The 18,553-nt window shown below is 42.9% G+C and carries 21 protein-coding genes and 1 riboswitch; of the genes, 6 read left to right on the top strand and 15 right to left on the bottom strand.

What is annotated here, in order from left to right; genetic code table 11:
* Window positions 1-140: 140 nt before the first annotated feature.
* Genes tolR through ruvA form a run of 5 tightly spaced genes read right to left on the bottom strand, consistent with a single transcriptional unit; the run spans window position 141 to window position 3,522 of the window.
* Complete coding sequence (gene tolR / locus E1160_RS05000; protein ID WP_218048725.1) at window positions 141-587, bottom strand: protein TolR; 447 nt, start codon at window positions 585-587, stop codon at window positions 141-143.
* A gap of 2 nt (window positions 588-589) precedes the next feature.
* A complete protein-coding gene (gene tolQ / locus E1160_RS04995; RefSeq protein ID WP_155153902.1) occupies window positions 590-1,312 on the bottom strand; it encodes a protein TolQ in 723 nt (240 codons plus the stop codon).
* Window positions 1,313-1,359: 47 nt separating this feature from the next.
* Window positions 1,360-1,818, bottom strand: coding sequence for a tol-pal system-associated acyl-CoA thioesterase (gene ybgC, locus E1160_RS04990; RefSeq protein ID WP_235914049.1), 459 nt, complete (start codon window positions 1,816-1,818; stop codon window positions 1,360-1,362).
* A complete protein-coding gene (ruvB, locus tag E1160_RS04985; RefSeq protein WP_155153901.1) occupies window positions 1,808-2,893 on the bottom strand; it encodes a Holliday junction branch migration DNA helicase RuvB in 1,086 nt (361 codons plus the stop codon). The genes ybgC and ruvB overlap by 11 nt, the downstream gene beginning before the upstream one ends.
* Window positions 2,893-3,522, bottom strand: coding sequence for a Holliday junction branch migration protein RuvA (ruvA, locus tag E1160_RS04980; protein WP_328597120.1), 630 nt, complete (start codon window positions 3,520-3,522; stop codon window positions 2,893-2,895). The genes ruvB and ruvA overlap by 1 nt, the downstream gene beginning before the upstream one ends.
* 227 nt (window positions 3,523-3,749) lie before the next feature.
* Here ruvA and E1160_RS04975 point away from each other — a divergent pair, with 227 nt between their 5' ends.
* Window positions 3,750-4,754, top strand: a complete 1,005-nt coding sequence (locus E1160_RS04975) for a hypothetical protein (protein ID WP_155153900.1) — start codon at window positions 3,750-3,752, stop codon at window positions 4,752-4,754.
* A 48-nt stretch (window positions 4,755-4,802) separates the two neighbouring features.
* On the opposite strand, the gene ruvC is transcribed toward E1160_RS04975, so the two are convergent.
* Both ruvC and E1160_RS04965 read right to left on the bottom strand, forming a co-directional pair.
* A complete protein-coding gene (ruvC, locus tag E1160_RS04970; RefSeq protein ID WP_155153899.1) occupies window positions 4,803-5,309 on the bottom strand; it encodes a crossover junction endodeoxyribonuclease RuvC in 507 nt (168 codons plus the stop codon).
* A gap of 78 nt (window positions 5,310-5,387) precedes the next feature.
* On the bottom strand, window positions 5,388-6,143 hold the full coding sequence (locus E1160_RS04965) for a YebC/PmpR family DNA-binding transcriptional regulator (RefSeq protein WP_155153898.1): 756 nt from the start codon (window positions 6,141-6,143) through the stop codon (window positions 5,388-5,390).
* A gap of 177 nt (window positions 6,144-6,320) precedes the next feature.
* Here E1160_RS04965 and E1160_RS04960 point away from each other — a divergent pair, with 177 nt between their 5' ends.
* Window positions 6,321-7,100 carry a glycosyltransferase family 2 protein gene (locus E1160_RS04960; protein WP_155153897.1) on the top strand — a complete coding sequence of 260 codons (780 nt, stop codon included), beginning with the start codon at window positions 6,321-6,323 and terminating at the stop codon, window positions 7,098-7,100.
* A 6-nt stretch (window positions 7,101-7,106) separates the two neighbouring features.
* Here E1160_RS04960 and E1160_RS04955 read toward each other — a convergent pair whose 3' ends face one another.
* The 4 genes from E1160_RS04955 to E1160_RS04940 all read right to left on the bottom strand — a co-directional run bounded on the left by E1160_RS04955 (window position 7,107) and on the right by E1160_RS04940 (window position 9,843).
* Window positions 7,107-7,928: a TIGR00282 family metallophosphoesterase gene (locus E1160_RS04955; RefSeq protein WP_155153896.1), complete on the bottom strand. Its 822-nt coding sequence runs from the start codon at window positions 7,926-7,928 to the stop codon at window positions 7,107-7,109.
* Complete coding sequence (locus E1160_RS04950) at window positions 7,925-8,503, bottom strand: 5-formyltetrahydrofolate cyclo-ligase (RefSeq protein ID WP_155153895.1); 579 nt, start codon at window positions 8,501-8,503, stop codon at window positions 7,925-7,927. Before E1160_RS04950 ends, E1160_RS04955 begins: the two co-directional genes overlap by 4 nt.
* Window positions 8,504-8,851: 348 nt before the next feature.
* Window positions 8,852-9,268, bottom strand: a complete 417-nt coding sequence (locus tag E1160_RS04945) for a GFA family protein (RefSeq protein WP_155153894.1) — start codon at window positions 9,266-9,268, stop codon at window positions 8,852-8,854.
* A gap of 113 nt (window positions 9,269-9,381) precedes the next feature.
* On the bottom strand, window positions 9,382-9,843 hold the full coding sequence (locus E1160_RS04940) for a 6,7-dimethyl-8-ribityllumazine synthase (protein WP_155153893.1): 462 nt from the start codon (window positions 9,841-9,843) through the stop codon (window positions 9,382-9,384).
* Window positions 9,844-9,931: 88 nt separating this feature from the next.
* A riboswitch (FMN riboswitch) is annotated at window positions 9,932-10,088 on the bottom strand.
* Between the two features lie 156 nt (window positions 10,089-10,244).
* Between E1160_RS04940 and E1160_RS04935 the strand changes: the two genes are divergently transcribed.
* Entirely contained in the window at window positions 10,245-11,267 is a 1,023-nt protein-coding gene (locus tag E1160_RS04935) for a hypothetical protein (protein WP_155153892.1), read from the top strand.
* An 80-nt stretch (window positions 11,268-11,347) separates the two neighbouring features.
* On the opposite strand, the gene E1160_RS17420 is transcribed toward E1160_RS04935, so the two are convergent.
* From E1160_RS17420 to groES, 3 genes are all read right to left on the bottom strand, one after another.
* Window positions 11,348-13,144, bottom strand: coding sequence for a methyl-accepting chemotaxis protein (locus E1160_RS17420; protein WP_155153891.1), 1,797 nt, complete (start codon window positions 13,142-13,144; stop codon window positions 11,348-11,350).
* Window positions 13,145-13,455: 311 nt separating this feature from the next.
* Window positions 13,456-15,105 carry a chaperonin GroEL gene (gene groL, locus E1160_RS04925; protein ID WP_155153890.1) on the bottom strand — a complete coding sequence of 550 codons (1,650 nt, stop codon included), beginning with the start codon at window positions 15,103-15,105 and terminating at the stop codon, window positions 13,456-13,458.
* A 77-nt stretch (window positions 15,106-15,182) separates the two neighbouring features.
* Window positions 15,183-15,470, bottom strand: coding sequence for a co-chaperone GroES (gene groES, locus E1160_RS04920; protein ID WP_155153889.1), 288 nt, complete (start codon window positions 15,468-15,470; stop codon window positions 15,183-15,185).
* Between the two features lie 300 nt (window positions 15,471-15,770).
* Here groES and E1160_RS04915 point away from each other — a divergent pair, with 300 nt between their 5' ends.
* From E1160_RS04915 to E1160_RS04905, 3 genes are all read left to right on the top strand, one after another.
* A complete protein-coding gene (locus E1160_RS04915) occupies window positions 15,771-16,088 on the top strand; it encodes an usg protein (RefSeq protein ID WP_155153888.1) in 318 nt (105 codons plus the stop codon).
* A gap of 75 nt (window positions 16,089-16,163) precedes the next feature.
* Window positions 16,164-16,946, top strand: a complete 783-nt coding sequence (locus E1160_RS04910) for a substrate-binding periplasmic protein (RefSeq protein ID WP_155153887.1) — start codon at window positions 16,164-16,166, stop codon at window positions 16,944-16,946.
* Between the two features lie 54 nt (window positions 16,947-17,000).
* Complete coding sequence (locus E1160_RS04905; protein WP_155153886.1) at window positions 17,001-17,723, top strand: hypothetical protein; 723 nt, start codon at window positions 17,001-17,003, stop codon at window positions 17,721-17,723.
* 3 nt (window positions 17,724-17,726) lie between these two features.
* On the opposite strand, the gene E1160_RS17080 is transcribed toward E1160_RS04905, so the two are convergent.
* A partial coding sequence (locus E1160_RS17080) for a type 2 periplasmic-binding domain-containing protein (protein WP_218048724.1) occupies window positions 17,727-18,553 on the bottom strand: 827 nt, incomplete at its 5' end.

The following is an 18,553-nucleotide window of genomic DNA, read 5'->3' as shown; positions in this document are numbered from 1 at the left end:
CACTGGTGGAGGCGGTAAATCCATACTGCGATTAAAATCAGGCAAGCCAAAATAAGTGACCAAAAAAATCACTACATGAAGAACTACCGATGCTATAACTGAACCGCGCATGGATTAACTAACCAAATAAAAACACTGAATTAATTTTGACCTGGCAACTTCGCAAGAAGTGCTACTTTTTTGAAACCCGCAGAAGATACAAGCCCCATGACTTCCATCACCTGCCCGTAAGGTATCGATTTATCACCGCGCACAAAGATACGGATATCAGGGTTATTACCTGTAATCGCCTGAAGTCGGGGAACTAAAGCATCCAGTTCAACAGAGGTTTCCTGAATATAAAGGAGGCCATCTGCATCAATGGAAAGAACCAATGGTTCTTCACTATCATTAATTTGTGCCGCTTTGGTTTTAGGTAGATCAACAGGAACACCAACAGTCATCAAAGGTGCAGTCACCATGAAAACAATCAACAATACCAACATAACATCAACAAAAGGTGTCACATTGATCTCTGACATTTGTTGATAGCGTTGTTTGGTGCCATGTCCCCCGCGACCTTGGCGCCCCATATTAGAGCCAGCCATGATTATTTCCCTTCATCCAATTGACGAGAAATAATGGCGGAAAATTCACCAGAAAACCCATCTAAACGACCTGCTAACTTACCGAGGTCACTAGAGATTTTGTTATAAGCAACTGTCGCAGGGATCGCAGCAACCAACCCAAGAGCTGTCGCAAATAACGCCTCCGCAATACCGGGGGCAACAACTGCCAAGCTTGTTTGTTTACTTGCTGCAATTGCAGTGAAACTATTCATAATTCCCCAAACGGTTCCAAATAATCCAACAAAAGTTGCAGAAGATCCAACAGTCGCCAAGAAAGTAAGATGACGTTCCAAACGGCCAATTTCACGAGACAGCGTCACCTGCATCACACGATCAATACGCTCATATAAATTTACGCCGCCATTTGATGCCAATGCACGATTAGATGCATGACGCCATTCTTTCATCGCAGCCACAAAGATGGAGGACATAGGATCAGATGGATGTGTCCCGATGCGGTCATATAAATCATCTAAAGACCCACCAGACCAGAAAGCTTCTTCAAACTTGGATGCTTTGCGCGATACTTTGGAAATACGCATGGTTTTATCAATGATAATGGCCCAGCACCAGACAGAGGCAACAATCAACATGATCATTACGGTTTTTACAACTATATCCGCTTGCCAAAAAAGATGCATGATTGAAAGTTCATACACTTCTGTATCTGCAACCGCGGCTAAGTTTACTGCTGTTTCTTCCATCTTCCAGACTTCCCTGATTTCGTTTCTATCCAGTTTAGTGGCCTTGCCTAAAGACCCTGCATTGCATTTAAAATATGTTTTGGTGTCCTTATGGGACGTTTCTCAGTTGAAATCGATGCGATTTTCACTTCTAACCCAACCAATAACTCTTCTTCACGCATCACTCGTTGATCCATTACAAAAGATGCACCTTTAATATCTTTCACCCGTGTTTCTACCGTTAACAAGTCATCCAGTACTGCCGGGCGGCGGAAATCAACTGTCATGCTTCTCACAGCAAAAAGAATCTCTTCCTCTTCTACCAGACGGCTTTGGTTATAACCGATGGCCCGAAGTATTTCTGTTCGCCCTCTTTCAGCATAATTCACATAGACACTGTGATACACGATTCCACCTGCATCCGTATCTTCATAATAGACGCGGACTGGCAGCTTGTGCACTTGACCATCCCATTGCGGCAACAATATGGCGGGATCATAGATTTTTGAGCTATCCTTACTCATCATCCAGCAATCCTAATTGCGTTGTTGTTTTGGTAACATCCGTTGGTGGTTTTCGATCGATATAAGCCCAACCTGTTGGCGTTAGCATGCGCCCTCTTGGGGTGCGTTGTACCAAACCTTGCTGGATCAAAAATGGTTCAACTACTTCTTCCAAAACATCACGCTCATTGGCAAGAGCAGCCGCCAAGGTTTCAACACCAACCGGACCACCACCATAATTATCGGCCATGCAGGAAAGATACAGACGGTCCATTTTATCAAGACCACTATTATCAACATCCATGCGTAACAAAGCCGCATCTGCAGCTTCAGCATTCACAATTTCATGTCCTGCAACCGCAGAGAAATCACGTACGCGACGCAACAGACGGCCTGCTACACGTGGCGTGCCGCGGCTACGTCTTGCAACCTCACGTGCGCCATCTTCGGCCATGTTCATATCCAACAGACGCGCTCCACGACTTACAATTGTGGTCAGCTCATCTTCCGTATAGAAATTCATATGTAACGGGATACCAAAACGTTCTCTTAACGGCGTTGTGATCAAGCCCGCACGTGTTGTTGCCCCAACCAAAGTAAATGGCGGCAAATCAATACGTACAGATCGGGCCGCAGGCCCCTCCCCGATAATCAAATCCAGTTGAAAATCTTCCATTGCAGGATACAGGATTTCTTCTACTGCCGGATTAAGGCGATGGATTTCATCAATGAATAAAACATCACGGGGTTGCAGGTTTGTTAACAACGCCGCCAAATCCCCCGCTTTCGCGATAACGGGGCCTGATGTCGCGCGGAAACTCACCCCTAATTCATGAGAAACGATTTGTGCCAATGTGGTTTTACCCAAACCCGGTGGACCATAGAATAAAGTATGATCCATCGCATCGCCACGTTGACGTGCAGCTTCGATAAAAACTTTAAGATTTTCACGCACATCTTTCTGACCAATAAAGTCATCCAAGGAAGTCGGACGCGTCGAATCTTTATGACCAATCTTATCTGATGACTGTGTTTCTGGTGACACCACACGGCTATCATCAAATGGTCCATCATCAAACGGAGAGAAGCTATCACTCATTACTGGCTAAGCTCCTTCAGGGCCGCAGGAATTAATGCTTCGACAGTTGCTGCATCACCCATCGCCTGTGCGGCTTTGACAACCGCTGTATAGGCATCACTACGACCATAGCCAAGATTAACCAGCGCAGACACCGCATCATCCGCAATATTCGCAGCAGGCGTAGAAGCTGTGCTTTCTTTTGCCGCAGTTTTTTTATCCGCCAATGCTGCACCACCAAGAGAGAATTTTGCAACTTTATCTTTCAACTCAAGAACAATACGTCCAGCGAGTTTCGGTCCAACACCATTGGCACGGGCAACAGCTGCTTTATCTTGCGCTGCAATTGCTTGCACCAATTCATCTGGGCCTAGCACAGACAGGATCGCAAGGCACACGCGTGCCCCCACACCTTGAACAGTGGTGAGCAATTTGAACCAATCACGTTCCATCTCATCAATAAAGCCATATAGATGGATGTGATCTTCACGCACATGGGTTTCAATTTCTAAGCGGGTTGCTTCACCAACGGACGGCATTTGGGATAAAGTACGACGAGAACAGAAGGCTTGATAGCCTACCCCGTTCACATCCAGAACCACATAATCTTCGGCAATGGTATCCACCAACCCTTTTAGCATGGAAATCACTGTCGTCTTCTCCCGTATACAGGTTTTAAATAAGCTGCCAATCTGCGTGAGTCCCGCCTCTATGTCCACGAAAACCCGCACAAATTATAAAAACTTTTATCAAACCGATTTATCGATAGCCTTTAAAGGCTAACCTCGAAAAAAACTAAACTCACTCACTTCTTGATATACATAAGAAAATAATTTTGTCACAGTTCTACTAATTCTATGAGGTGGAGTAACGCAAAGTGAATCAATTTAACATTAATATGCATCGTTTCCCAAAAAACACACCCGACTATGCACCGATAAAAGACGATCCAGAATTCATTCCTGCGAAGCATTTGGCACTAAGTCAGCCGGAACAGATTTGGACATTAGGACAATTAGGTTACACTTCTGAAGATCTAACACATACTCCAACAGATACCGCCATGAGTTCGGCCTTTCGCATCCTGACAGATGAAGGCGTCGCTACATTGCAGCATATTTGTCGACAGTTGGAGGAATTTACGACCTCCAATCCGCGTGTAACAAGAAATACCCGAGGCGGCAGCTATCGTTCGCGTTTCTTAAGGGATTTTTGCCTTAGCACCGATGTTGCAGAACATTTAAGTGGTATTATGGGGGCTAAATTACTCCCACATGCCATGGGTCACCAATTGGGGCATTTAAACTATAATCCATTGGAAATTGGCGAAGATACTTCCACATGGCACTATGATACTTTACAAGTGGATTATGTATTATTCGTCACCGATCCTAGCGCTGTTCAAGGTGGCGAATTCAAAATATTTAAAGGGACAAGAGAAGAGTTAAAATCCATTCGTGAGTCCGGACAAGACTTCCCCGAAGAAAGAATAATCGCTCCAGTTTTTCCTGGCGCAGGCTATGCGCTATGTATGCAAGGAAACTATGTCGTGCATAAAGCAGCCGGCCTCAAATCTGCAGGCGAACGTATCACCTTGGTCAATGGTTATAGCTTTGCTGCCAAAGACAGTGATGACTTCACTGCTTTTCATGCCTTAAAACAAGTGGATGATCCTGCAATTGTCGAAGCAGAATATACCCGACAAATGGCTTTGCGCGCTGTTCAGCATTTAGACGAGATTGTGAATTATCCATCTTTTGAAACCGATGCAGAAAACCGCATCAAGATATTACAAAAAGCACGAACTGAACTAGATATCGCTATTTCAAAGCTGGTTGATGAAAAAGCCGAAAGCCTTAATCAGTTTAAAGAAACTTTTTAGTGGTAATCAAAATCTAACAAGTGAGGAAGATATAATATTTCCCTTATTTTATCTTTTTAGGGCTTTTTGAGTGATTGTATGATGGGTACGATTATGCCCATGACAGATTGCAACCGCTAAAGCATCGGCGGCATCTTCGCTGCGTGGATTACAACCCGGTAAAAGGGTTCGTACCATCACGCCAATCTGATCCTTTGTGGCTGCCCCCGTGCCTACCACAGCTTGCTTTACAGATTTTGCAGAATATTCCGCCACCGGAAGACCGTAAAGGGCTGGCGATACAAGCACAACACCACGGGCATGACCGAGCTTCAATGTGGTACCCGGGTTTTTATTAAGGAAGGTTTCTTCCACCGCAGCTTCCTGTGGATCATATCGTTCCAACACCATCATCAACATGTCATGTAAAGCTTTCAAGCGGTCCGCCATGGTCCAATCGGTCGGCGGACGCGCGGTCCCGCTATCCACATAGGTGATGTGGTTACCTTCCATGTCGATGACGCCCCACCCCGTGTTGCGCAATCCCGGATCAAAACCGATAATTCTGGTTGGCATAGAAACCTCTAAAAAACCTTAAGAATCAAAAAGGGCAGCTCGCATCTGCAAGCTGCCCTTTATCCGATATAGGATTCGTTAGCTCGCAGCCAGCTTTTCCATAATTTCATCAGAAATATCGAAATTTGCTGTTACGTTTTGTACGTCATCCAAATCATCCAATACATCCATGAATTTCAACAAGCTTTCAGCTTTATCAGCAGCTTCTACAGGGACAAGGTTTTGTGGTTTCCAAGAAAGCTTACAAGCTTTTGGATCGCCGAATTTCTCACCCAACACACCTGCAACTTCGTGTAAATCTTCTGGTTGGCAAAGAATTTCATGTTCTTCGTCACCTGTTACAACTTCATCTGCGCCAGCTTCTAAAGCTTCTTCAAACATGGTGTCTTCATCTGCAACTTCCGCCGGGAATACAATCTCACCAACGCGGTCAAACATAAAGGATACAGAACCTGTTTCCCCCAAGTTACCGCCAGCTTTACTGAAAGCTGCACGCACATCAGCCGCAGAACGATTACGGTTATCTGTCATGACATCCACCAAGACAGCAATACCGCCTGGGCCATAACCTTCATAGCGAATTTCTTCCATCAAATCCGCTTCGCCACCGCCAGCACCTTTTTGTACTGCACGTTGGATATTGTCTTTAGGCATAGAGTTGGAACGTGCTGTTGCAATTGCCAAACGCAAACGTGCATTGGAATCCGGATCATCTCCGCCCATTTTCGCTGCGATCATGATCTCTTTGGACAATTTCGCAAATAGACCTGCGCGCTTCTTATCCTGTGCGCCTTTGCGATGCATAATATTCTTAAACTTGGAATGACCTGCCATAGGTTCGATCCTCACCTTACTTAAAATTCTTCATAAACGTCGCAAGACAAAGACTCGCGCACAAATTCACTGTGGCTGTTTTACTAAATACCAGCCATTTGTCACCCCATTTTTAGCTTTTTTATTGCAAGATCAATACGCGCCCATTTAAAATCTGTCTCAGACAGGGGCTATTTCATGCAAACAATCAGTAAATTAAGTGATCTTCAAACTGCTTTTGATGCTGCAGTTATTATACCTACGATTTTGCGGCCTGATTTATACAGATCAATCAACTCAGTTTTTACACAAGAGAAAGTTAATCGTATACAAATTCTGATAGGTGTTGATCAGACGACCCCAGAAGATTTTGAAAAACTTAACCACTTCTTAAACGATATCCCCGATCACGTCGCTGTCACAATCCTTCACCCCGGTTATTCAACCAGTGAAAGACATGGCGGCATTCATCTTGCCTATGACGGCGGTTCTTTACGTACCGTATTAAGCTTTCTTGCAAACAGCTCCTACCTTACTTATCTAGACGATGACAATTGGTGGGAAGCCGATCATATTCACGCCCTAAAATCCGTGATTGGGCATCATCCATGGGCGTTCACCCATCGAAATTACATACATCATGAAAGTCATGCTCCTATATGCCGTGATACCTATGAATCCGTGGGCCCTGGAAAAGGAACTTATGCGAAAGGCTTTGGTGGATTTGTCGATGCAAATTGCCTGATGCTCAACAAATTGAAAACCGATGCAATCCTTGGGCTATGGTCATATTACATAGACGGTGATATCAACCGCAAGTCGGGCGACCGCCTGATTTTTGACCGCCTTAAAGACAAAGATCATGGAAATACAGATATCGCGACAGTTAACTATGTTATCCAGCCTAATGATAGCATGCATATTCATCGATTAAATTACCTAACCGATGAGCTACGTGAAAAACACTATAGAACTTAGTATTTTCTAGTCCACGATAGGAACAGCACGATGCAAACGCGGCCCAACACGAACCGATTCACAGCGCGAAGCCAAACCAGTTTTTGGATCTGTTTCCACAAATACGCCACATAAAGTGCCATCCCCTTCAGCAGGAGAAAGACGTGGTTTGGGGATTGTCCCTGTGTTACGCGCCAGACATTCGTCCTTGCCCATACCTATAATGGAATCATAATCCCCACACATGCCAGCATCGGTTTGATACCCGGTTCCATTTTCAAGGATTTGCGCATCCCCCGTTGGCACATGCGTATGTGTACCAACGACAAGGCTGGCACGTCCATCACAATAATGACCGCAAGTATATTTTTCAGAAGTGGCTTCGGCATGGAAATCCACCAAAACTGCATCCAGACCATAATCCCCCGGCAAGCCCGGTGGCAATAAACGATCTAGGGCTTCCCATGGATTATCAAGAGGTTCCATAAACAAACGACCCATCACATTAATCACTAGGATCGAATGACCAGATGATGTTTGATAAACCGCCCCGCCCTTGCCCGGTGATCCTTCGGCAAAATTGGCCGGGCGAATGATACGGTCATCACGTTCCATCAAACCAATGACTTCGATCTTATCCCATGCATGATTGCCAGATGTGATAGAATCTACACCTGCATCAAACAAATCGTTTGCAGTGCTTTCTGTTAAACCAAATCCGTGGGCCGCATTTTCGCCATTCGCCACAACGAAATCCAGTTTTAATTCGTCACGTAAATCCGGCAAATAATCCTGAACAGCACGACGACCCGCCTTGCCGACAATATCCCCTAGAAACAGAAATCTCATGGTCGTATCACTTCCTTTTCCGTGACTACCATATCCAATGGTTGATCTAAATGATCATGCGGCACTGCGTCAATTTCCTGTCCTGCATAAGCAACACCAATTGCCACAGCAGATTTTACCTTACGTAATTTTTCAAGGGAGCGATCATAAAAACCACCGCCATAGCCCAGACGGAAACCTTCGCGGTCAAATGCTAACATCGGGGATAGAATAATATCGGGCTGCACTTCTTCTGCGCTTGGTGCAGGTGCCATAGTCCCAAAGCTTTCTTTCACCAATTCATCATCGGGATGCCATTTACGGAAAGTCAAAGGCGCATCAACAGCTTCTACGCATGGCAAAGAAATAACCATACCGAGCTCACGGCATTTTTCCAAAATCGGACGCGTATCAATTTCTGAACCGATTGGTAAAAAACCGGAAATCACAAGACCATCTTTAAACAAGCCAGCTTCTTGTAATTGTACAAATATCTTGAGAGAGGCAGAACCATCATATTGTGCGGCAACTTCTTTACGAATTTTGGAAGCCGCTTTGCGGGCTGCTTGTTTAACTTCTGCTAATGGCAAAGACATATTCAATATCCTTATAAAGGCGTTTTCATAGATGCCTTTAAAAATAATCGTGACGTGTCCACCTCTGCCGTGTCCATTTTAAAATCCTCCGGAGCCTGACAAGTCAGGTGGGCACCACGGTAGCCGGACCACGATCCGACCAGAGGCAGTTCCCTAAGGAAAAGTTATAGCCCCCGGGATAGTTGTATGAATTCACGCGTCAGCGCAGATCACGTCGTCCCTTATTTAAGGGCATGACCAGAAAACTGCAAGCCAGTAAGCGTCATATTTTTGTATGTGCCAGAAATATCTTCAGAAAACCACTCGATCATAAAACAGTTTTTTGAAACGATTTATGGGATAGTTCAACTAACCTGCACCAAAACTTTCAAGAACTTCTTGTTCCGTCATTTCTTTGGTTTGGTTAGCGAAACTGTAATTATCGGGCTTTGAATCTGTAAAAATTTGAGTTCTAAATTCAAACTCTTCATGCCCCTGAAGGGTACCTAAATTGAAATTACAGTAATTATGGGATTTGTCCTTAAGGCGGTAGAACAGGTTTGTCCCACATTTCTTGCAAAATCCGCGCTCGGCCCAGTCACTTGATTCATAAAGGGATATATTTTCCTCCCCTTTCAATTCAAGTTCACCTGCGACCTCTACGGTAAAGGAAGGACCGCCACCCCATCCCCGACAGACGGAGCAATGGCAGGCATCAAAATGTTTATCCTTCACCTCAAATGAAAATTCCACTGCCTTACATAAGCAACTTCCATGTGTTTTCATTGATTTCCCCCATAATTTATTTCTACTTTCACGTTATTAAAATCTAGCCCAATCTAGATATCAACAATATTCTGATATCAAAACAAAAACGGCTCCCGAAGGAGCCGATTTCTTTAACCTAAAGACCGCATATTGTTGATGGTCATATATGCAGCATCTGCGGCTTCTTTGCCTTTTTTGGTGAAATGGGCAAAGAAATAATCATGATGGTCCTGACCATGATAATGATGCGGGGTCAGGGAAACACTTAAGACAGGCACTTCGGTTTCAAGTTGTACTTGCATCATGCCGGAAATCACAGCATCGGCGACAAATTCATGGCGATAGATACCGCCGTCGGTTACAAGTGCGGCAACAACAATAGCTTCGTATTTGCCTGTCTTTGCCAGTTTCTTTGCCAATAATGGCGCTTCATAAGCACCCGGCACATCAAACACATCCACAGACGCATTATCATCGGTTAATTCATCGATTTTAATTTGGAATGATTTGCGGGCTTCCCCCACAATGTCGCTAAACCATTTAGCTTGGATAAAAGCAATTTTATAAACACTTTCAGACTTGTTTTCGGACATGGCTTTCTTCCTTATCATGTTGCCAATTACAGAAAACAGGGCGTCATATAGTAAGGCGTCCTTATCTAGATGCAGATAGGTCCCCTTACTTTTTTCTCTTCCATCCGGACTATGACCGTCGGCTCTGGAATTACACCAGATCTGCTGGACCTTCCCTTGTTAAAGGAAGCGCTCGCGGGCTTCTTGAAAACTCCTCTTTTCAAGTTACCGCCGGTGGGGAATTTCACCCCGCCCTGAGAAACAAGCCTAGTATGATCATTTATGCCTTAGCCTCAATTCTAAAATCGACCAGAAATGCAAAAATCACGGCTATTTCCACAACTTATACAATAAAAACTGGAACGAAAATTGCTTAATAAACTCATAGGATATGCATATCGATAAATGGGATTGGCAAAATCATGTATGTTTCAAGCAATGATAACTCACTCTATAGCTATTTAACTCAACGAAATGAGGTATATAGATCAACCGATGAAGCGTCGAAGCAAAAAGTGCAACCCGTTACAGAGGTGGTAAAATCCTCCTCCCAAACGTCTCAACCACAGGGCAATAGTTACACAGTCGGCAATAATGACATACTAAACTCATCCCAGCAGGTAAATTCAACTCAAAAGAGCCAAGAAGCAGAAACACTGTTTAATGCCTCCCAAATTGGACAAGAAGAGACATCCAATATTAAACCTAATGCATCCGCCGTCATGGAAACCAGTCATGGCAAGATAACTGTTAATCTAGATGAGTATTTTACGCCCAAAACTCATAACGGCCCAATCAATATCGATGACTTTCCTATTTTGATGCCGAATAAAAGCAATATGCAAGCAATCCGCCAACATACCGAAGAACGCCTGCAACAGCTTTTAAAAGCTAATAATATTCCAGAAAGCCCCTCCCAGATCAGTTATGATAATCAGGGTCAAATTCAACTACCACAGGATTATCCCTATAAAGAAGAATTTATGAATGCACTATCTTCTTCACCGGGTCTAAAGAATGAGTTGAATTCACTCGCGGCGATGGCAAGTCATTTTAATGCTTTCCAACAGATAGCAAAAACGGGTTCTGCCTCTCAATTTAATGAAAAAATCACCCTTGACCTCGATGACGAAGGCAATTTAGTCATCAATGCCAATGGTAAACCATTAGATTTCAATCAAAAGACTGCAGCTGCAGGTTCTGAAACTGAAGACGGTGCTGATGAAGACGCAGAGGAAAGCAACGAAGCTTCTGCACGCAATTGGTTCCTTGATTATATGCAGAAAACACCAGAAGAACGCTATTTTGAAGACCTTCTACGTGAACTTGGCATGACACCTGAGGAATATGCAGCCCTCAGTCAGGAAGAAAAACTAGAGGTCGATAAGAAAATCGAAGAACGCATGAAGAAAGATGTAGAAGAGAATACAACTATCTTAAGTTAATATGCATCCCCCTCCAATTATAAACAGGTGACCTAAACAAAGATCACCTGTTTTTTCATTGTTAACTAAAAAACCTAGAATTAGGCAGTACGCACGTGATGCAGGAAATCATTTACTTCTTGTTCCAGCTTCGCGACTTTAGAATTAAACATTTGCGCATGATTGGAAATCACGATTGCCTCACTACCAGATTGCTCTGTCACATCATTTACCTTCGAAATTGCAACTGACACATTTTGTGTACCACTTGAAGCAAGCTGCACATTATTTGCGATTTCATTTGTAGATGCTTCCTGTTCTGCAACTGCCGATGCAACCCCCGTGGTAATTTCGTTTATATTTGAAATAATGCTGGCAATTGCTTCGACAGCCACTGAAGCTTCTTTAGTTGAATATTGCAGGTCAGCAATTTGAGCGCCAATTTCATCTGTAGCTTTTGCGGTTTGATTTGCTAGGCTCTTCACTTCACTGGCAACAACAGCAAACCCTTTTCCAGCATCACCAGCCCGAGCGGCTTCAATGGTTGCATTCAGTGCAAGTAGATTTGTCTGTTCTGCAATGGCAGTAATTAAATTAACCACTTCACCAATTTTCGTCGCAGCATCTACTAATCCTTGAATGCTTTCATGTGTCTTATCAGCCTTGGTAACTGCTTGATTTGCAATCTCCGTAGAACTAGCAACCTGACGACTAATTTCATTGATTGATGCTGAAAGTTGGGTCGTCGCAGAAGCAACTGTTTCTACATTTTGAGCTGTTTGTGCAGATGTATCTGAAACAACAGCCGATTGACTGATTGCATGCTCAATTGAGGATTGCATTCCATCTGCTGTGGTTTTCATTTCCTGAGAAGATTCAAGAACATCTTTTACAACAGTTCCAATAGTATTCTGCAACTGATTGGCTAATGCATCCATTTGAGTTTTCCGCTCCATCTCGGAATTAGCCCTATTCTCCTCCTCTTCAAGACGAACTTTTTCAAGCTTGATACTGGCTTCTTTAAAATACTGGACCGCATTTGCCATTTGGCCAATTTCATCCTCTCTTTCTGTCCCAATCACCTCAACATCGCTTCTACCTTTCGACAATGCTTGCATTACAGCTGACATTCTAAGAAATGCGGCGACCGCCTGAAAACGTAAGATCCATAAAGTGTAGGCGATAATCACTACAATTCCTGCAATTGAGATCATAGCAAACTTCAACATATTCGAGGCACTTACTTGTGCAGTCTCAATGGCCGATGATGTTCGCTTTTCCAACACCTCAAAAAACTTATCCAACGGACGAACAATATTTGACTTATACTTGTGGTATTCCTCAGAATGCAAAAGCGTTCTTGCAAGTTTGAAATCAGGTTCACCCTTAATAGTATATTCGCCATTTTCATCAATGAATACGCCCTTAACAGCATTCATCGCTTTCACTTCCAATCCGACAAGTCCATCTGAATTGTCAGCAGCTTCTTTTAACAAAGCAAATTCCTCATCGGTAAAGCCGGCTTGTTTCATTAGCTCATTTAGGGAAATGCTTATTGTGTCTGGTCGTGGCTTTTGCATACCAACAGTATATAAATCCCAGTAAATTCTATGGTAGCTCTCTGGTCTAGGCTTCAGCCCATTCCGGATATCTAATATATCAAAATATTGCTTTTCGTATTTTTCATCCCCAGTGACCACATATGTTCTACCCAAACGCGTTAAATCGTCCGAGCTTTGTCTTAACTCGTCAGCTAGCAAATAAGATGCATGCTGATTTGCGTAAGTCGTTGCAACATCATCTTGAGAGTTCTGATATAGGGTAAAAGAAACTAACAGCAGCAAAAGTGCCAATGCATTGAGCACAGCTATCAAGATCACTTTTCTAGATAAAGTCATTTTTCACCTCACAATTCTTATGGAGGGTTCCCCCCCTCCTCTCCCCGAAATGACACCGGGAAGTTAAAGTCAGTTTTGCATTAATAATAAGAAACGACCAATGATCGTTTCGCCAATCCATAATCTAGAATAAGGCGAAAACATAAATTTTGTAAAGCTTCTCTGAGCAATTAGCTCACGAACCGCTTTTAAGTAAGGAAGCAGTGAAAATTTTTGAGTAAGAAATGATAGCAAAAAAAAGCGGCCTCAGAATTCTCTGAGGCCGCCTTCTATTTCATAAGCTGTCGAGCAATGCTCTGGGCTTGGCTGAATTACATCATGCCGCCCATGCCACCCATGCCGCCCATGCCACCTGGCATTGGAGGCATACCGCCAGCGCCGCCTTCTTCAGGCTTATCAGCAACCATAGCTTCTGTTGTGATCAACAAGGAAGCAACAGATGCAGCGTCTTGCAATGCAGTACGTACAACTTTAACCGGATCGATAACACCGCCAGCAATCAGGTCTGTATATTCGCCTGTTTGTGCGTTGTAACCAATTGCTTCGTCGCCTTCCAACAATTTGCCAGCAACAACAGCACCGTCAACACCTGCGTTTTCTGCGATTTGACGAACAGGTGCTTCCAATGCACGACGAACGATGTCTACACCAACTTTTTGGTCATTATTGTCAACTTTAACAGCGTCCAATTTCTTAGTAGCGTATAACAAAGCTGTACCGCCGCCAGCAACAATGCCTTCTTCAACAGCAGCGCGTGTTGCGTTTAATGCATCATCAACGCGGTCTTTACGTTCTTTAACTTCGATCTCTGTTGCACCACCAACTTTAACAACCGCAACACCGCCAGCTAATTTAGCCAAACGCTCTTGCAATTTTTCACGGTCATAATCAGATGTGCTTTCTTCAGCCAATGCACGGATTTGACCAACACGAGCTTGGATCGCATCAGCTTCACCAGCACCATCAACGATTGTTGTCTCTTCTTTAGAGATTTCAACGCGTTTCGCTGTACCCAACATATCGATTGTTACGTTTTCAAGCTTCATGCCTGTATCTTCGGAAATAACTTCGCCGCCTGTTAGGATCGCGATATCTTCCAACATAGCTTTACGACGGTCACCGAAACCAGGTGCTTTAACAGCAGCAATTTTCAAACCACCACGTAGTTTGTTCACAACCAATGTTGCCAATGCTTCGCCTTCGATGTCTTCAGCGATGATCAACAATGGACGGGAAGATTGAACTGCAGATTCCAAGATTGGAAGCATTGGTTGTAGAGAAGACAATTTCTTCTCGTGCAACAAGATCAATGGCTCTTCCAAAACAGCTTTCATTTTTTCGCTGTCTGTTACGAAGTAAGGAGATAGGTATCCGCGATCGAACTGCATACCTTCTACAACGTCCAATTCTGTTTCCAAGCCTTTTGCTTCTTCAACAGAGATAACGCCTTCGTTGCCAACTTTTTGCATTGCTTCAGCTAGCATTTCACCAACTTCTGCATCACCGTTAGCGGAGATTGTGCCAACTTGTGCAATTTCTTCGTTGGAAGTGATTTTCTTAGCGCGTGCCAACAAGTCACCAACAACAGAATCAGCAGCAGCATCGATGCCGCGCTTCAAGTCCATTGGGTTTAGACCAGCGGCAACAGCTTTTGCGCCTTCACGGATGATTGCTTGAGCCAAAACTGTTGCGGTTGTTGTACCGTCACCAGCAAGGTCGTTTGTTTTGGAAGCAACTTCACGCACCATTTGTGCGCCCATGTTTTGGAATTTATCTTCCAATTCGATTTCTTTAGCTACGGAAACACCGTCTTTTGTGATGCGTGGTGCACCGAAAGATTTGTCTAGAACAACGTTACGGCCTTTTGGACCCAATGTAACTTTTACTGCGTTTGCTAGAACATCAACACCTTCAAGCATCTTAGTGCGAGCTTCGGTTGAAAATTTAACTTCTTTAGCCATGGAATATACCCCTTTCAGGCAGTGTATTTAAATAAGGCTTATAAAAATAAACGTCTCTTTAAAGTGTATTGTCCCAATTAAGACAATACACCCAAGATGTCGCTTTCTTTCATGATCAAGAATTCTTCGCCATCCAATTTGATTTCTGTACCGGACCATTTGCCGAATAATACAGAATCACCAGCTTTTACGTCCAACGCACGGAATTCACCGTCATCGCCACGTACGCCGTTGCCTGCTGCAACAACTTCACCTTGCATTGGTTTCTCTTGTGCTGAGTCTGGCAAAATAATGCCGCCAGCTGTTTTTTCTTCTGCGTCTACGCGACGAACAAGAACACGATCATGTAAAGGTCTGAATGCCATCAGATAAACCCTCTCATATAATAAGACAAAGGTTACGGGTGTCCTTCCAAAATGAACAAACACCCTGTTCAAATTTCGGGAAGTTTATCTTCCCTTGTAACCTCCATTAGCACTCTCAAAGCGAGGCTGCTAACAAAAGCGACCGAAAAACAGATAATATTTCCTATCCTCCTTTTCAAGTGATTCTGAAAAATTTTGTCAGCACTCTCCGATATACAGTGCTAATTCATTGAAAATGTTATGAAATATTTTGAAAATGTTTTATACTGGTTACATTAAAAATAAATAGGGAGAATGCCTATGACAGGTCCAAATCAACCAAAAGCCCCTACCAGTAACTCCATACAATCGGCGCCATCCGAGTTAGAATTACAACTCAAAGGCTATCGTCTAGCAACTGCGGAATTCCTTTATCATATGCCGGACCATCCAACCATCCTACAAAGCTTTATCTGGCAAACTTATGACCTTCTTCCAGAATATCCAGAAATACATAAATTCATAGATTTCTGGGAAGAAAATATTGACGGTCCCTTACATTCTGTACATGTGGCAAGCTGCGACCTTCTAACCCCGGGTGATGCACGATTTGCAGATGTAATCTATCAAATACATTAAAAACAATTCTTGCATGAATTTTGTGATACTTTATGATCCCCTGTCAATAAAGCGAATTATTACAGGGGGCAAGCATTGCGGTATTATAATATTACCGTGGGTATAATAAGCTTTTTTCTATTCTGTATGAGTGGGGCAATCAGTCACGCCGACCATACAGCAGGCCATATCCACAGACCACAGATTTTCTTGTCAGAAATTCCACCACTGATTATGCGGATGAAAAATGAAGATGCTGGCATGTTGGTTGATTTAAGCTATGCATTGATTGATGAGTTGCAATCCAAAGGTCTGGACATCCGTCCATCCCCGAAAATTCTCCCTTGGGCAAGAGCCTATAAATTGGCAAAGAGTACGCCGAATGTTGTTATGCTACAAATGGCACGCACTCCCTATCGGGAAGATCTATTTCATTGGGTGGATAACACCACAGATGTATCATGGTCATTTGTCACAACAATCGGACCTGCGATTAATACGATTGAAGAAGCCAAAAAACTGGACTCAATTGCTGTTTATCGCGCGAGCAGAATTGAAGATCAGTTACGTGAATTAGGTTTTGATGAAATTCTCACCCCAAATAATAATAGCCATGCCAGCGCAAGAATGTTGAATGGTAACCGGGTGCAAGCTTGGTACACCTCCAAACATGCCGCAAAATGGTTATATAATTCCGGTGTTTTAAAAAAGAAACCAATTATCGGAAAACCAATCATTACAGTTCCATTATGGATGATCGTTTCCAAATCCACCTCTCCGGAGATGCTCGGTATTTTCAAACAAGCCATCCATAAATTAAAGAAGTCAGGATTAACCAACGCACTTAATATGAAATACAAACTTAATGAAATTGATTGATTTATCCCACGAATTCCCTTCTTAGTTCTCAAGTATTTAAAAAAGGGGAAGAATATGAAATCAGTCCTAATTAAACTATCACTATTCGTTATCGCTGTTTTTACAATTTCAGCCTGTCAGACAGCCTCATATATTCAAGATCGACCGTTGCTTTTATCAAACGGTGCAGCTAGTCATTTTGTAAAATTTTTAGAAGACAAAAGTGCCTCGGAATTTTACATTGATACGCTTGGTTATTATTCCGTATATTATTATTGCAAAGATACAAACTGTCGCGCAGGGCTCAGAAACCAAAATATCGCAGCCTGTGAGAGGGATAGCGGTTCTGAATGCGGTTTATTAGCTACGAAACATAGCATTCATTGGAAAAACGTTGGCAATTTTATGCCATTCCAGTCGGAAATAGTTTTTCAAACATATGGTGATTATTTCTATGATGGAAAAATAACAAAAAAATCTAGTCGTGATATCTCCGATATTAAGGGCAAAGGCCCAATTCAGTTATCAAATTATGTGGCTCAGAAACTAGCCAACTTCGCCGATCAATTCGGAAGAGAGATCGATTTTTATGTCACAGTAGATGGAAAACACGGATATTCATCAACCACTAACAACAGATTTGTTGCTTTGGCGAAATGTAAACAGGCAAGTGAAAATAAGGAATGTTATTTGCTCGCTACGCGCAATAAAATTGTATGGAACGAGCCTGGCAATTTTATGCCAGCCAAACTAAAAGCTATCAAAGACGCTTACGGTGATTTTTATTTCGATAAATAGTCTTTAAAATTTATGCCAATATTTAGCCGGAATAGCTTTGATACGATCTGATATTTCTGGATTAATCATTTCAAAGTTTTTCCGGTCTGTTGGCTTAACAACCTCGAATACCTGCTTGATTTGAGGATGTGAATTAAACAATTCCATATAAGCACCCTTTTCATAGGCTGTCTGAATTCCCTGCATCAAAAGATCATGTTTTTCCTGAGCCGATTTTTTAAAATAAAAAAACTGACCGTAGGGATAATGAACCATCAAACTATCTTCGACAGTTAGGTTGGGTAATAAATCCGCATAATTGTTAATCTCCAAATAAGCTTCGCCAATACCGCGATTAAACGCATCATATCGCCCCTTGGAAAGCATCAACCATAAATTCCGATAACTTGCGGCTTCAACCCGAAAGCCATTTGCTTTAAAAATCTCAGTGTCAGGCCATCCGATACCAGACCCTACGACAACCTGTCCTTTGAGGTCTTCTAAACTATCTATGGAATCAAACATCTCTTTGCTATCATCACGAATTGCAAAGATACGATACCCTAATATCCCTCTAGATATCGGGATATCCAACTGCAAAAAACGCTGTTCCTTATCACGGGAATACCCCCCGATACTGAAATCAATTTCCGATTTTTCATCTTCCAAGAATCTGAAAATGCGATCTTGGGGTACATTGAAACGCTTAATTTTAAAACTATGTTCCCCCGGTATATGTCGAAGGGCGAGTTCCACAACACTTTCCTGATAGGATGAAATCTGCGGATCATAACCTTGCAAACCAAGAACAAAACTATCTGCTTTTGAAATACTAACACTAATAACAAAAA

The sequence above is a fragment of the Curvivirga aplysinae genome (assembly GCF_009711445.1).
Classification (GTDB): Bacteria; Pseudomonadota; Alphaproteobacteria; order UBA8366; family Aestuariispiraceae; genus Curvivirga; species Curvivirga aplysinae.
This window is presented reverse-complemented; position numbering and strand designations above follow the sequence as displayed.